At 60.9% G+C, this 13745-nt stretch carries 13 protein-coding genes; 11 read left to right on the top strand and 2 right to left on the bottom strand.

Annotated elements, in window-relative coordinates:
- The first annotated feature begins 10 nt into the window (after positions 1–10).
- Genes JOE65_RS06270 through JOE65_RS06285 form a run of 4 tightly spaced genes read left to right on the top strand, consistent with a single transcriptional unit; the run spans position 11 to position 4651 of the window.
- A complete protein-coding gene (locus JOE65_RS06270) occupies positions 11–1294 on the top strand; it encodes a DUF1972 domain-containing protein (protein WP_205162409.1) in 1284 nt (427 codons plus the stop codon).
- A gap of 2 nt (positions 1295–1296) precedes the next feature.
- The gene (locus tag JOE65_RS06275; RefSeq protein WP_205162410.1) at positions 1297–2040 is read left to right on the top strand and encodes a CDP-alcohol phosphatidyltransferase family protein; all 744 of its coding nucleotides are present in this window, start codon (positions 1297–1299) and stop codon (positions 2038–2040) included.
- Positions 2031–3371 (top strand): Wzz/FepE/Etk N-terminal domain-containing protein, encoded by a 1341-nt coding sequence (locus tag JOE65_RS06280; protein ID WP_205162411.1) that lies wholly within the window; start codon positions 2031–2033, stop codon positions 3369–3371. Before JOE65_RS06275 ends, JOE65_RS06280 begins: the two co-directional genes overlap by 10 nt.
- Entirely contained in the window at positions 3371–4651 is a 1281-nt protein-coding gene (locus JOE65_RS06285; RefSeq protein WP_205162412.1) for an O-antigen ligase family protein, read from the top strand. The genes JOE65_RS06280 and JOE65_RS06285 overlap by 1 nt, the downstream gene beginning before the upstream one ends.
- On the opposite strand, the gene JOE65_RS15460 is transcribed toward JOE65_RS06285, so the two are convergent.
- The gene (locus tag JOE65_RS15460; protein ID WP_205162413.1) at positions 4627–7158 is read right to left on the bottom strand and encodes a right-handed parallel beta-helix repeat-containing protein; all 2532 of its coding nucleotides are present in this window, start codon (positions 7156–7158) and stop codon (positions 4627–4629) included. The two genes, JOE65_RS06285 and JOE65_RS15460, sit on opposite strands and share 25 nt — an antisense overlap.
- A 148-nt stretch (positions 7159–7306) precedes the next feature.
- Here JOE65_RS15460 and JOE65_RS06295 point away from each other — a divergent pair, with 148 nt between their 5' ends.
- The 7 genes from JOE65_RS06295 to sufU all read left to right on the top strand — a co-directional run bounded on the left by JOE65_RS06295 (position 7307) and on the right by sufU (position 13286).
- The gene (locus JOE65_RS06295) at positions 7307–7771 is read left to right on the top strand and encodes an FAD synthase family protein (protein WP_205162414.1); all 465 of its coding nucleotides are present in this window, start codon (positions 7307–7309) and stop codon (positions 7769–7771) included.
- Positions 7768–8952 carry a glycosyltransferase family 4 protein gene (locus JOE65_RS06300; RefSeq protein ID WP_205162415.1) on the top strand — a complete coding sequence of 395 codons (1185 nt, stop codon included), beginning with the start codon at positions 7768–7770 and terminating at the stop codon, positions 8950–8952. The genes JOE65_RS06295 and JOE65_RS06300 overlap by 4 nt, the downstream gene beginning before the upstream one ends.
- Positions 8949–9218 (top strand): acyltransferase family protein, encoded by a 270-nt coding sequence (locus tag JOE65_RS06305; protein ID WP_205162416.1) that lies wholly within the window; start codon positions 8949–8951, stop codon positions 9216–9218. Before JOE65_RS06300 ends, JOE65_RS06305 begins: the two co-directional genes overlap by 4 nt.
- A 101-nt stretch (positions 9219–9319) precedes the next feature.
- A complete protein-coding gene (locus JOE65_RS06310; protein WP_205162417.1) occupies positions 9320–10369 on the top strand; it encodes an SGNH hydrolase domain-containing protein in 1050 nt (349 codons plus the stop codon).
- Entirely contained in the window at positions 10366–11277 is a 912-nt protein-coding gene (gene rfbA / locus JOE65_RS06315) for a glucose-1-phosphate thymidylyltransferase RfbA (RefSeq protein ID WP_205162418.1), read from the top strand. The genes JOE65_RS06310 and rfbA overlap by 4 nt, the downstream gene beginning before the upstream one ends.
- A 240-nt stretch (positions 11278–11517) precedes the next feature.
- A complete protein-coding gene (locus JOE65_RS06320) occupies positions 11518–12834 on the top strand; it encodes a SufS family cysteine desulfurase (protein ID WP_205162419.1) in 1317 nt (438 codons plus the stop codon).
- 5 nt (positions 12835–12839) lie between these two features.
- Complete coding sequence (gene sufU / locus JOE65_RS06325; RefSeq protein ID WP_205162420.1) at positions 12840–13286, top strand: Fe-S cluster assembly sulfur transfer protein SufU; 447 nt, start codon at positions 12840–12842, stop codon at positions 13284–13286.
- On the opposite strand, the gene JOE65_RS06330 is transcribed toward sufU, so the two are convergent.
- Positions 13283–13744 (bottom strand): VanZ family protein, encoded by a 462-nt coding sequence (locus JOE65_RS06330; RefSeq protein WP_205162421.1) that lies wholly within the window; start codon positions 13742–13744, stop codon positions 13283–13285. The two genes, sufU and JOE65_RS06330, sit on opposite strands and share 4 nt — an antisense overlap.
- Between the last annotated feature and the right edge of the window lies 1 nt (position 13745).

Genomic DNA, 13745 nt, shown 5'->3' on the forward strand with positions numbered 1-13745 from the left:
GGGACACACAATGAAGAATATCCTTCTGCGAAGGAGAGCCCGTCAGGCAAAAGCCAGTCCGCTGCGGATTGCCATGGTGGGCACCCGAGGGGTGCCCGCGCAGTATGGCGGATTCGAAACCGCCGTGGAGGAGATCGGGCAGCGCCTTGTCTCTCAAGGGGCAGAGGTCACCGTCTACTGCCGCAACGCTTCGGGGCAACGAAGCCGTGAATATCTGGGCATGACGTTGGTGCACCTGCCTGCTCTTCGCTTCAAAGCAGCTGAAACGCTGAGTCACACAGCGCTCTCGGTTCTGCATCTGCTTGTCGGACGCCGCTATGACGCAATTTTCATGTTCAATGCGGCGAATGCTCCTTTCATCCCGCTGTGCCGGCTTCGGCGTACCCCGGTGGCTGTGCACGTCGACGGGTTGGAATGGCGCCGGACTAAATGGGGCGGAAAGGGACGCAAGTACTACCGGAAGGCCGAGGAACTAGCGGTGCGTTGGGCTGACTCCCTGATAGCCGACGCCACTGGAATCGCCGACTACTACTCGAGCGAATTCGGAGCGGGCACAACACTGCTCACGTACGGGGCGCCAGTACTGCCCCCGCAGTCCTCGCACAAGCTCCAGGAACACGGGCTGGAAGCCGATAGCTTCCACTTGGTCGTGGCCCGATTCGAACCAGAGAATCACGTTGACGTGATTCTCGAAGGATACATTCGCAGCGAAGCCACGCTGCCCCTGGTCGTCGTGGGGTCAGCGCCCTACGCCGAGGAACACAGCGCCCGTATCAGGGCGCTAGCGGAACAGGATTCGCGTGTGCGGCTCCTGGGTGGTGTATGGGATCAAGAGCTGCTCAACCAGCTTTACGGCCATGCACGTACGTACCTTCACGGCCATTCAGTTGGGGGAACCAATCCCTCGCTGCTGAGGGCCATGGGTGCCGGGACTGCCGTTATTGCCTATGACGTGGTGTTCAACCGGGAAGTTTTGGGCAAGGGCTCCGGAGCGTACTTCCGGGATGCGGCAACGGTTGTTGGGCCGCTCGAAGCGTTGGACGCCGACCCGCAGCTGGCCGCCGATCGCGGACTGAAGCTGCAGGAACGGGCGCGTGAGACGTACCGCTGGGACGAGGTCGCCGCAGGCTACCTCCAGCTGGCCAAATCATTGGTCAGTGGCACCTCCACTCGAAACCCGTCCGCGCGCAGGCGCCCAGAATCCGCATGGTCAGCGGAACCAGTCATCGAACCGTCACCGGTTGCCGTCCCCGTAAAGGGTCGGCAGCTGGCAGGAAATCAACGAAAGGAATAACCATGTCCACGAGAGCTGGGGCTCCGCCAATGTACCGACAGGCACTACTGGATCTTGGCGGTTCGCAAAAGACTTCCAAGGGCGCGCCTGCATACTCACGGTACGTTAATCGAAGGCTGGGCCGGTATCTTGCCGCAGCGGCCTACGCCCGCGGGATGACACCAAACCAGGTGACGTTCCTTAGTGCGGTGTGTACGTTCTCAGCGATCCTCCTACTCGCGCTGCACACCCCTGAACTCTGGACGGGCCTCGTCATCGCGGTGTTGTTGGCCCTCGGCTACGCTTTGGATTCAGCGGACGGACAACTCGCCCGGCTCACCGGGACTGGATCTCCGGCTGGTGAGTGGCTGGACCACGTGGTGGACGCCGTGAAAATCGCCACGCTCCATGTGGCTGTGCTGCTGTGCTGGTGGCAGCACTACGACGTCGGGGACCTGTGGCTACTGGTTCCGCTGCTCTTTCAGTCCGTGGTCACAGTCCAATTCTTCGCCATGATTCTCACCGATCAGCTGCGGCGTGGCCGACGGCGCGATCATGGGACGCTGCTGCAGGGCGACGGAAATTCATCGCCCCTCTACGCGCTCACAGTGCTCCCGACGGACTTTGGCCTCATGTGCCTACTATTTGTGTTGCTCTGGCTTCCGCCAGCCTTCATCACCGTCTACACATTGCTTGCTCTCGCGAACACGGCATTCCTGGTTCTGGCGCTTGGCAAGTGGTACAGGGAGGTGCGGGCATGGAACTAACTGACTACCTTCAGGCCTTCCGCAGGCACTGGCTCCTGATTGCTTTCATCATTTTTCTCGCCGTGGATGCAGCTGCGCTGGTGAATTGGAAGATGCCTAAAATCTACGAAGCCAACGCCATGGTTTTCATCACGGCGGATTCGCGCACCAGCTCATCCTACGAGAACTCGCAGTTCAGCATGCAGCGGGTGAAGTCTTACCCTGACCTCGTCTATAGTCCTGAAGTTCTGAATCCGGTGGAAGCCAACCGTGAGTTGAACATGTCGCAGAGCGAGATCCGGGCAAGCGTCAGTGCCACCAACCCCACGGAAACCGTTTATGTCAAGGTGACAGCAGACGCCAACGACGCCGACAAAGCAGCGCTGCTTGCCAATCTTGTCGCCAGCAGCCTGGTTAACCACATCAAGGATGTAGAGTCCTCGGGCTCGTCGCAGACCACCGCGGTACTGCCCGTGGTCGCTGTCCCCGCGGTTGCCTCCAGCTGGGCTAAATCTCCGAACATCGCTGTCAATCTGGCGCTCGGTGCTCTGGCTGGATTGTCCGTAGGCATGCTAGTGGCACTTGCACGTTCGCGGTATAGCAGGCGAATTTGCTCACCCTCAGATGTAGAGAGTGCCACTGGGCTACCGGTTCTGGCACAAATAGCTGAAGAGCCGGTTAATCGCAGAGTTACTAAACATCAAGACACCAACGAACTGGCCTATCGGGAGCTGTGGACTTCCGTCCTCTTGCGGACATCGGGTCAGCTGCCGCGGGTGATGCTGCTGACCTCGGCGGGAGACAGTCCTTCGGACGGGAGCGGCCCGGTGCTGCGCGGTGCGTCACGGTTCCTTGCCTCGACTGGACGCAGTGTATGCGCTTTGGATCTGGATTCGACCGGAGAGCCAGCCTTTCCCGGACATGTTGACCACTTGGGCTTCACTGAAGTTCTTGCCGAGAAGGCGGCACTACCCGAGGCCTCCTACAAGGTCGACGACGGACCGTTGACCGTGGTCCCCAGGGGAATCCACACCATCAGCCCAGGAGACACCCACATCACACGACGGGCCGGCACCGTCGTCAAAGAAATTGCCGACAACTTTGAAATCGTTATCACTCACGCTGGCTACTACCCGAACCCCATCGGCATGGCGCTGGTGGCCCCAGTGGCCGACGGCGTATTGATTCTTGCCAGTTACGGGGTCACAACATCCACCCAACTGGGCCGGGCATCCCTGGAGCTCAAAGCCCTCGGGGTAACTCCCCTTGGCGTCGTCCTCATCGACGTGCCCCTGCGGCAGCGGACCTACGGAATGCCGCCGGTCGGACAGCACAAGCAGGCGGCGCACTAATGAGTACGGGGGAAAGTAGAACACCGGCGAGGCTGTACGTGGTGTGGCTGCTCATTGTCGCGAGTCTTGTTTCGTGGCGACAGGGCGTCTTCTACGATGGCGGTGCTGATCTTGTGGTGATCGCGAAAGCGGCATGCCAGATGACTGCCCTGTACCTTGCGGTTCGAGCACTGCTGCGAAGCCCGGTACGCCAGCCCATGGGCGGTGCTGTCCTGTTGCTTATCGGTGCGATCATCGCCATCTCCTGCGTCGGAGCCCTAGCGGCCGGAGACACCGGAGCCTCCTGGGTGCTTTCCGTCCGCGTAGTGCTGCTGACCCTGACAACAGCAGCACTCATTCGGACCTATCCGGCGGACCTGGTCATCCGGGCGCTGCTCACCATCATGGGCGGCATTGGGCTCCTTTCCGCGACAAGCGGGATCGGAGAGTGGGCTGCAGGAGGCAGATTGGCCGGCGTCGTGCCTCCGTTGAGTCCCAATGCAATTGCCATGCTTTGTGCACTGCCAGCACTGGCGTGCCTGCATTCGATCCTGCTCGGACGGATGCGTTTACGGACCACTGTGGCGTTCGCTCTGCTGACACTAATTTTACTGGCCACAGGCTCCAGAACGGCTTTAGCGGCAACGTTGGTGGCTTCCCTTATGGTGTTCCTGCATATGCGGCGATTGAAAGTATCCGTGGCGGTATGGCTCATCACTCTGGCTCCGGTGCTGTTCGCGGTCCTCATGTTCAGCAACGTGGTGCAGGATCTAGCCATCCGGCAGGACGGCGCGTCCATCAGCACCCTGAACTCACGCACCATCGCCTGGTCTGCCGTACTGAACACACCTGGAGACACCTGGCAGTGGTGGATCGGTGCCGGTCTCGCCGTCAAAACGGTGGCAGTGAAAGGTCAGTACTGGGAGGAACAGGTTCTCGATTCGAGCTGGATTTCCATGCTTGCGCAATCTGGCGCACTTGGAGCCTCGCTGCTTGTCCTGCTGTGCCTGTTGGTGGTCCTGCGCAGCCTCGGGGCTCGAGACTTACGATCACTGACGACACCAATTCTGGTGTTCGTGTTGGCCCGCAGCGTCCTTGAGAACGGACTGATCGGCGACAACGTGATGTTCGTCGTGTTCCTCACGGTTGCCCTCGCCGTCGAACGCCCGCCGGCGGCCAGATACGGTTTAGGGACTCATGAAGACAGCCAACTGGCGGCGCACTCTGAACCGGCCGCTTCCGGCCGTCTCGGCCCGTGGGCCGAGACGGATATGTCCTACCGGGAGAAGGCCCCGAGATGACGTACACCGGATGTCAAAGCGGCCAGGTGCGCGAGCGACGCGGGCAGTGGCACTGCGACGGACGCGGCTTTGGAGCGCACAGCCGTCGATGGGGTGTATCCGGGGCCGACCGGACTCTGTCCGGTCATTTCCAGAAAACTTCCGCCCTGGCCTGTGGCTCGCCTGAATTCGGCGGCCGTGGTGTAAACGGACGGGTTGCCTGCTCCGTTGGACCAGACCACGCTCCATCTCGGAGCCGAGTTGGATGCCCGGTGATAGACGTTGCCCTGGGCAGTGACATTCATTTGTTCGGCGGAGAACTCGTGCGAGTAATCCTCCACGCACAGCAGGCAGTTCGCGGATGCCTTGGCATCGGCCATGATGTTGTTTCGTACTGTGGCGGGACCATTGAGCCAGGTCATGGTTGGATCGGGGAACGCCTGACGCGGGTCGTGGCCGGGCGTGCTGCGGTTCGCTGCTCGTCGGTCATCCTGAACAATATTGAGGGCGCGACCGTTGGCGGCGAACGTGTTGTTCCATACCTGCACGTCACTGGTGTTGTTGATCTTGGCTCCGTGGCCAGCGTTGCCGGCAATAACGTTATTGATGAGCACCGCCTTTGCGGAGATCTCCACAGAGACACCGTGGCTGCTGTTCTCCAACATGTTGTTCCCGCTGATCTGCATGTTGTAGACGGACTCGTCGAACCAGAGGCCGGTGCCGTCGTTTTTGACGAACTCGCTTCCGCTGATATTCACTCCGCGGGTTCGGGCCACTTTCAGCCCTCCCGCCACAGGGGAAGAATTGAAGTGTTCGCGGTTGTTTTCGGTGGCACTGAGCCCTCGGACTTTCAGGTTGTCGGCATAAGTGGCGGTAGCACCGAGCATCCCGTTGCGTGCCACAGTCACGTTTGTCACCGTGTTATTCGCGGCTCCAACGGCAAAACCAGTGGTCGCGTTGTCCGTGATGACAAGGTTCTCCAGCGTGATGCCGGACTGCTCTGCGGTCAGAGTTCCCATGTGGGGGACCGACGGAGCATAGCGGCGAATCCCGATCCCGCGGACCGTGGTGCCTGCCGATCGGATGCTCATGGCTTTCTCCAGAGTGCTGGCACTTACCGTCTTTCCTGCCGGGTTGCTACCCAGATACAGTCGGTCGGAGGCATTGTCGACGAAGAATGTTCCAGAGGCGACTTTGTCCCGGGCAGAGACCTGCCGCTGGGCAGCCCCGTCGATCCACACCTGGTCAGGGTGGGCAGCCATTGGATACTTCGGGTTGACAAACGTCCAGCCATTTTCGTGCCCATCGCCGGCGCCCCACGTGTAGGTGGGGCTCGGATCGAACTCATGTTTCCAGCCATTGACAACAAACGCCGAGCCGGTTCTGGTGAATCCATCGACCACGCTGCTGCCGTCCAGCCAGACCGCCTCGCGAGGGTAGGGCTGAATGGTCAGGCGCTTCCCGTCAGGAATTGTGACCTTCTCGTGGTAAGTCCCAGCGCGAAGGACGATCGTTTGTCCGGATGTTGCAGCACTGACTGCGTGGGCCAAGGAACGGTACGGCGAGGCAGCCGAGCCCTTGCCTGCGTCGCTCCCCTTGGGAGAAACCACGACGGCACCGGACGGTACTGCGTACGCGGTGGAACCGACTGGCGCCGATCCTGCCTTCAACTCCCTCGGTGCGGGGGCCGGTGTTGGTTTGGGCGCCGGGACCGGTTGAACCACGGTCTTCGGTTTGTACGTGCGTACGTCGAGATTGTCGTAGGCCACGGTGGCAGCCTGACTACCGGAGGACACATAGGTGCTGATTCGGGTAGTTCCGGGTTTAGTCACGCGTTGCCGCGAGCTATCGCGGGCAGTGACTTGCCAATCGGGCTTCGTGGTTCCGGTCACCCAAGCGCGGGCTTTGAGCCCCACACTCGACGTACCAAATGCTTCGAACTCCACCGAAACGTTTTGACCAGCACGGACGCGAAGAGGCAGCAACGTATCCGCGAGCACTGTATCGGTTCCTCCGGATACACGGGTGACGAGCAGACCGAGTTTGCCTCCGGGCATGAAACGCAACCGGCTCTGATAGTACGCATTGCCATGAGTGCGCAGCTGCAGCGAGGAGTAGATACCTCCACCCGAGGTCGGAATGTTTTTTGTCCTGGTACTCACACTGGCCCGCACATCGACTGCTGGTGCGGTGGATGCCGAAATGGTGCGCGAGGTTCCGGGCTTGAAGATCTCCACGATGCCGGTACCCGATGCCACGGAAAGCGCGGGATTCCAGCTGGAGGTATAGCGGACTCCGTTGGGGGCCTTTCCCCAACCGGAGCGGACGTTTCGGGTCATCGGGTCACGGAGCAGGACACCGGACTCGGTCCATGTGGTTCGTGTACTGGCCGTTTCAGCGTCCTGAACGGTCGAGGCAGGTTCCGCCGGCGGCTGCGAGTAGGCCGGAGGAGCGGCTCCCAGAATGAGGGCCCCCACAACAGAGGCAATCGGGAGGAACCGGCGCAGAGGCGGCAGTCGGTGGGACACGGGGGCAGTCAATGGACGCATGGGATGGCTCTCAAAACACGGTTGCCGTCAACAGACAGCAATCACTGGGGCGGATTCAGTTGAGACCGCGCATAAGTAAATCACACCACACTTTTGTTTCAAAATCGTTATCAACGGAGGAAATTCAATGTCCGCGCATCGTGTAGGTTACGCCGCAGGCGCATTTGACCTGTTCCACATTGGCCACCTGAACGTCCTGCGACAGGCCAAAAGCCGCTGTGATTATCTCATTGCAGGGGTAGTCTCTGACGAACTATGCGCCCAGACCAAGGGCACCAGGCCCATGATTCCGCTCGCCGAACGCCTTGAAATAGTCCGCAGCATCAACTGTGTGGACCAAGCCGTCGCCGAAGACGTGCCCGACAAGCTCCAGATGTGGGAACAGCTCCAATTCAACCTGTTCTTCAAGGGTGATGACTGGCGCGGAACCCCCAAAGGACTGGCTCTGGAGGAACGCTTCAGCGCTGTCGGCGTCGAAGTCATCTACTTCCCGTACACCATTCACACCTCGAGCACGGCGCTCCGCCAAGCACTCAGCATGATATCCGTCCGCCAGCCCTCAGTAGATGCTGTGGCAGGGGCCCAGCGATGAGCATCCACACCATCCTCGTTGCCCACCCCTCAGCAGACCTCTACGGTTCCGACCGGATGCTGCTCGAAAGCGTTGAAGGCCTTGTTGGAACGGGCGCACATGTGGTCGTGACCATGCCCGGAACAGGACCCCTCACCGCCGAACTCGAAGCCCGCGGAGCCCAGGTCCGCATCTGCCCCAGCCCTGTGCTGCGCAAAAGTCACCTGACGCCCTCAGGCCTCATCGGTCTCATCGGCCAGAGCGCGACGGCCGCGGTGAAATCCCTGCGACTACTCGCTGCCCTGCAACCCGACGCCGTCTACGTCAACACCGTAACCATCCCCCTCTGGCCTGTCCTGGCCCGTCTGACCGGACGCCGCGTGGTCATCCATGTCCACGAATCCGAAGCCCAATCTCCACGCATCCTCCGCAGGGCGCTTAACCTGCCGCTCTTCGCCGCCCACCGAATCCTTATCAACAGCCGCTACAGTTCGCGAACTCTCGTGGGTAGCTGGAAAAAACTTCACGGCAGGGACACCCTCATTTACAACGGCATACCCGGGCCAGCTATCCATACACCCCCGCGCGACACTGTGCGCGACGGCATCCGGCTGCTGTACGTGGGCAGGCTCTCCCACCGCAAGGGCGTGGCTGTAGCCATCGAGGCGCTCGCCGAACTCAAACAGCGCGGAGTCAGTGCTCAACTGGACATCGTCGGAGCCGTTTACCCCGGCAATGAAGAGTTCGAAATGGGGCTGAAGCAGGCCGTCCTGGACCACGGGCTTGAGCGCAACGTTACGTTCCACGGATTTCAGTCTCCAGTGTGGCCGTTCCTGGCAACCTCGGACATCGTTCTTATCCCTTCACGCTTTGACGAACCGTTTGGCAACACAGCCGTCGAGGGAATTCTCGCAGCACGGCCAGTCATTGTGAGCAACACCTCTGGCCTGCGGGAGGCCGCGGGTCCCTACGGTTGTACACGGTTCGTGCCGCCGTCGGACGTCCACGGACTGGCCGACGCCGTCCAGGAAGTGAGCGAGCAATGGTCCCGGTACAGCGCGCTCGCCGTCACCGACGCCGAAACGGCTGCCGTACGGCACGATCCGGCCGTCTACCGGCGCCGGATAGCCCGCGCGGTGCTGAGAAAACCGGACGAGGCGCTACCGGCAACCTTGAGAAGTACCCGGAGCGCAGGATCATGACCTCCGTCCCTACCCAGAGCAGGACCCATCAACGTCGGGATGTGCAGGGGTTGAGGGCTGTCGCGGTCATCGCCGTCGTCCTGACGCACCTGTTTGCCTGGCCGACCGGCGGCTTTGTGGGCGTGGACGTATTCTTCGTCATCAGCGGGTTCCTCATTACCGGACTGCTCTTGCGCGAGTTTCGAGCCACCGGGCGAATCAGTTTTTCTACCTTTTACCCGCGTTCTTCCCGGAGCGTGGAACGTTGTACGCGATGGTGGCGCTGACCGTGATGACAGGACTATCGGTGGCGTCTTTCCATTGGGTCGAGGATCCGATCAGACGGTCTCATTGGCTCGAGAAGTCGCTGCCAGCCCAAGGATCTTGGATGAGTCGAAACCGTAGGCCATTGCGTCGGCTCGGCTATGTGGGCATAGCGGTCCATGGCGGGTTGACTCTGGTGGTGGTGACCGCACTGGCGATCAACCCCAGTGGGAATTTACCAACGGCAAAGACCGTAGCGGGAGTCGTGGCCTCTGCAGGTGAGCCGGACGTTCAGGGGACTGCCGATGCAGATTCCCTCGGCGCTGCCATCAAAACGGCCCTTGCAGCCCAAGACTTTCCTGACCTGAGTCCCTCGGTGGATGAGCTGGGCACCGAATCATGGATTGGGAAAGTCAACGAGACCGGTTGTGCAGACGTCAGCGCAGAGACTGCTGCGCAATGCATCACGGGGCCGAAGGATGCCAAAAAGACAGCGGCTGTCCTTGGCGACTCCTTCGCCATCGCCTGGATGCCAGGTATCCGAGCCGCACTGGAACCCGCGGGATATCGAGTTCAGGCGCTCACACGGGGACAGTGTCCAGCGGCAAACGTGACCGTGACCAAAGATGGCGGTACTGCCTTCCCCGGATGCGGAGACCATCGGCAATGGGCACTGAAAACCATCAACGACATGAAGCCGGAACTCGTGGTCCTCGCCGATGCCGATAACACACTCGACCGACTGGCGTCGGGTGACGGAGGGGAAGCCGGGGCCAAGGCCGTGGGAGCGGGTTTGAGCGCCACAATCGCCGAGATCGAAGCAAGCGGCAGCCGCGTCGTCGTCCTTGCCCCGCCGCCGGAGGGCAAGAACCTGCAGGAATGCGTCACCAACTTTGGATCGCCGTCGGACTGTACGCGTGGGGTGTCACCGCGCTGGCAACTGTTCCACGAGGCCTCGAGGGCCGCGGCCGTTGAGGCTGGTGCAGAGTACGTAGACACCCTGAACTGGTTCTGTAGCCCGTCGGGAGAGTGCCCTGGATTTGTGAAAAGCATCCCTGTCCGGACGGATACCAGCCACCTGACCATCGACTATTCAACGTTCCTGGCTCCACACATCGCCCAGGTACTTGTCCCGAAAGACGCGTCACCAGAGGAAGAGGAGAAAGACTCATGAAGGGCATCATCCTGGCCGGCGGGACCGGCTCCCGGCTCCACCCCATTACCCACGGCGTCAGCAAGCAGCTTGTCCCTGTCTACGACAAACCGATGATCTATTATCCCTTGTCCACGCTGATCCTCGCGGGCATCCACGACATCCTGGTGATCACCACCCCCCAGGATGCCGATCAGTTTGAACGACTTCTGGGCGACGGTTCACGGTTCGGAATCTCGTTGACCTATGTGCAGCAGCCGGCGCCGGAGGGACTTGCCCAAGCATTCGTTCTGGGCGCCGACCACATTGGTTCTGGTCCGGTGGCGTTGGTCCTGGGGGACAACATTTTTTATGGTCCAGGCATGGGCACGCAGCTGAGCCGGTTCGGCGGGATCAACGGAGCCGCGGTGTTTGGCTATCAGGTAGCTGATCCTTCCGCCTACGGCGTGATTGAATTCGATGAGCTCGGTATGGCCGTTTCCCTGGAAGAAAAACCTGTCCGGCCCAAGAGCAATTTCGCGGTTCCGGGGCTCTATTTTTATGACAACGACGTCGTGGAGATTGCCCACAATCTGCGACCCTCGCCACGTGGCGAACTCGAAATCACTGATGTGAACATGGCATATCTGAACGCAGGCAAGCTGCATGTGGAAATCCTTCCCCGCGGCACAGCATGGCTGGATACCGGTACCTTCGACAGCTTGTTGGATGCCTCGGACTTCATTCGCACGGTGCAGAAACGACAAGGGCTCTCCATCGGCTGCCCAGAGGAAACCGCGTGGCGTCAGGGTTTTCTGGACGACGACGGTCTACAAACCGCTGCCGCAGCCTACGCGAAAAGCGGGTACGGCGATTACCTGCTGGGCTTGCTGGCCGATGCGCCAAAGCCGCAGTTGGGCCGGCTCATCCTGCAGACTTCGGATCTCTAGCTGGCAGCCTGCCGGGCTCATCGTGCCGTCGCGTCACGGATCCCGTCCCACTATGGGAGGGGTCGACGGCGTGTCACCCGGCTGACAAGGCATGATGCCGATGCTGTCCTTCAAATGTGGTCAGGCTCCGCGGCCCACGGAGCACGAAGCGAAGGCTTTTGGCGGGCGTGAAACAATTGAGTGTCGCTCACTTCACGCGGGCGACGACGAATTGTGTCCCTGACGCGCTAGGAGCGCCTTGTGTCCGTGATCGGAACTCCTGTTAACCTCCAGCGGGCTGTGCCTGCCCTCGGCAATGACGAGGTGCTGCGAATCCGTAATGATTTCCCGATTCTTGACAGATCGGTCAATGACCGTCCGCTCATTTATCTGGATTCCGGCGCAACATCGCAGAAACCGATCAGCGTGCTCGAAGCTGAGCAGGAGTTCTACGAACAGCGCAACGCAGCGGTGCATCGGGGCGCGCACCTCCTTGCCGTGGAGGCAACCGACGCCTTCGAAGATGCCCGCGAGACCGTGGCCGCGTTCATCGGGTGCGCCAGCAACGAACTCGTCTGGACGTCCAACGCCACGGAAGCTATCAACCTGGTCGCCTATGCGTTTTCCAATGCCTCCCTGGGCCGTGGGGGAGATGCAGCGAGACGTTTCGTCATTGGCCCGGGTGAGAACATTGTTGTCACCGAGATGGAGCACCATGCCAACCTGGTTCCCTGGCAGGAATTGGCGTTCCGCACGGGCGCGCAGCTGCGCTACCTGCCAGTCACGGATGACGGCCGTCTGGATCTCTCCGCAGCTGAAGAAACGATTGACGCCAACACAAGAGTCGTCGCGTTCACGCACGCGTCCAACGTGCTCGGTACCATCAACCCGGTTCAGGAGTTGACCGAACTGGCTCACCGTAAGGGCGCCGTCGTCGTTCTGGACGCCTGTCAGTCCGTGCCGCATTTTCCGGTGAACGTGAAGGAGCTCGACGTCGATTTCTTGGCGTTCTCCGGCCACAAAATGCTTGGTCCCACCGGGATTGGGGCACTTTTTGGCAGGCAGGAACTCCTTGATGCCATGCCGCCGTTCCTCACTGGCGGATCCATGATCACCACTGTCACCATGGAGCGCTCTGAGTACCTGCCCGCACCACAGCGTTTCGAAGCCGGTACGCAACGGATCTCTCAGGCCGTGGCGCTTGCTGCTGCCGCCAACTATCTCAGCGAGACGGGCATGGAGCGCGTTGCCGATTGGGAAGCGAAGCTGGGGGAGAGGCTTGTTGCGGGGCTGGAACAGCTTCCGGGCATCCGCGTTCTCGGACCGGCTCCGGGCGTGGACCGAATAGGTCTGGCAGCTTTCGACGTCGCCGGCGTTCATGCCCACGACGTCGGCCAGTTCCTGGACGCGGAAGGGATTGCTGTACGTGTTGGACACCACTGCGCGCAACCTCTGCACCGGCGGCTTGGGCTGAGCGCCACTACGCGCGCCAGCACGTACCTTTACAACACGAGCGACGACGTCGACGCTTTTCTGGCAGGCGTTGCAGCCGTTCGACCCTATTTTGGAGTTAACTAAGACGTATGGCACAACTCGACCAGCTTTATCAGCAGATCATCCTCGATCACGCGAAGGAACGTCACGGCAGGGGGCTGATTGATCCTGAGCCCGGGCACCGCCACGGGGAATCCCACCAGCTGAATCCTGTATGTGGCGATGAAATCACGTTGCGCACCTGTTTGGACCACGGGACCATCACCTCCCTCACGTGGGAGGGCGACGGCTGCGCTATTTCGCAGGCATCCGCCTCGATCCTCGCGGACTTGGGGCCAGGGCTGACCCGCGATGATCTTATTGTTCGCGTCGACGCTTTCCGGGACCTCATGCGATCCCGTGGCAAGGGTGAAGCAGATGAAGAACTGCTCGGAGACGCGGCTGCACTGACAGGAGTGTCCCGGTTTCCTGCACGCGTAAAATGCGCCATGCTGGCCTGGGTTGCCCTCGAAGAGGCACTTCTGGCAGCGAACTAGTAGGGTCGTGGCTGCGTTGTCCTCTTCCGCTGCAGCCAGGCGTAAACAATGACAACTCCAAGCGCCGCGCCAAAGCCGTTTGCCAACACATCCTGACTGGTCGAGACCCTGTCTGGGAGGAAAAGGCCCTGCCCCACCTCGAACAGGATCGAGATCGCGATGCCGGCTGGCACAGCGAGCCACTTCCATTGCAGCGGGAGCGAGGCTGCCACGAGTAGCCCGAACGGGAGGAAGAGAGCAACGTTCGACAGTGACTCGATGAGCGCGTAATTGATCCAAGCCAGCCCTCCATTGTCGTGTAACCAAAGGAGAGCAGTGTCTATGGTCTGTGCGCCAACAGCGTCCACGGGACTGGGCCAGTACGCGATCAGCAAGAGGGCAACGCCATACATGGCGAGTAGCCCCTGCGGAATCCAGGACCGCCGCGGTCCTCGAATTATAGAGTCGCGGTCATCCAAG

The sequence above is a fragment of the Arthrobacter roseus genome (assembly GCF_016907875.1).
Lineage (GTDB): Bacteria > Actinomycetota > Actinomycetes > Actinomycetales > Micrococcaceae > Arthrobacter_J > Arthrobacter_J roseus.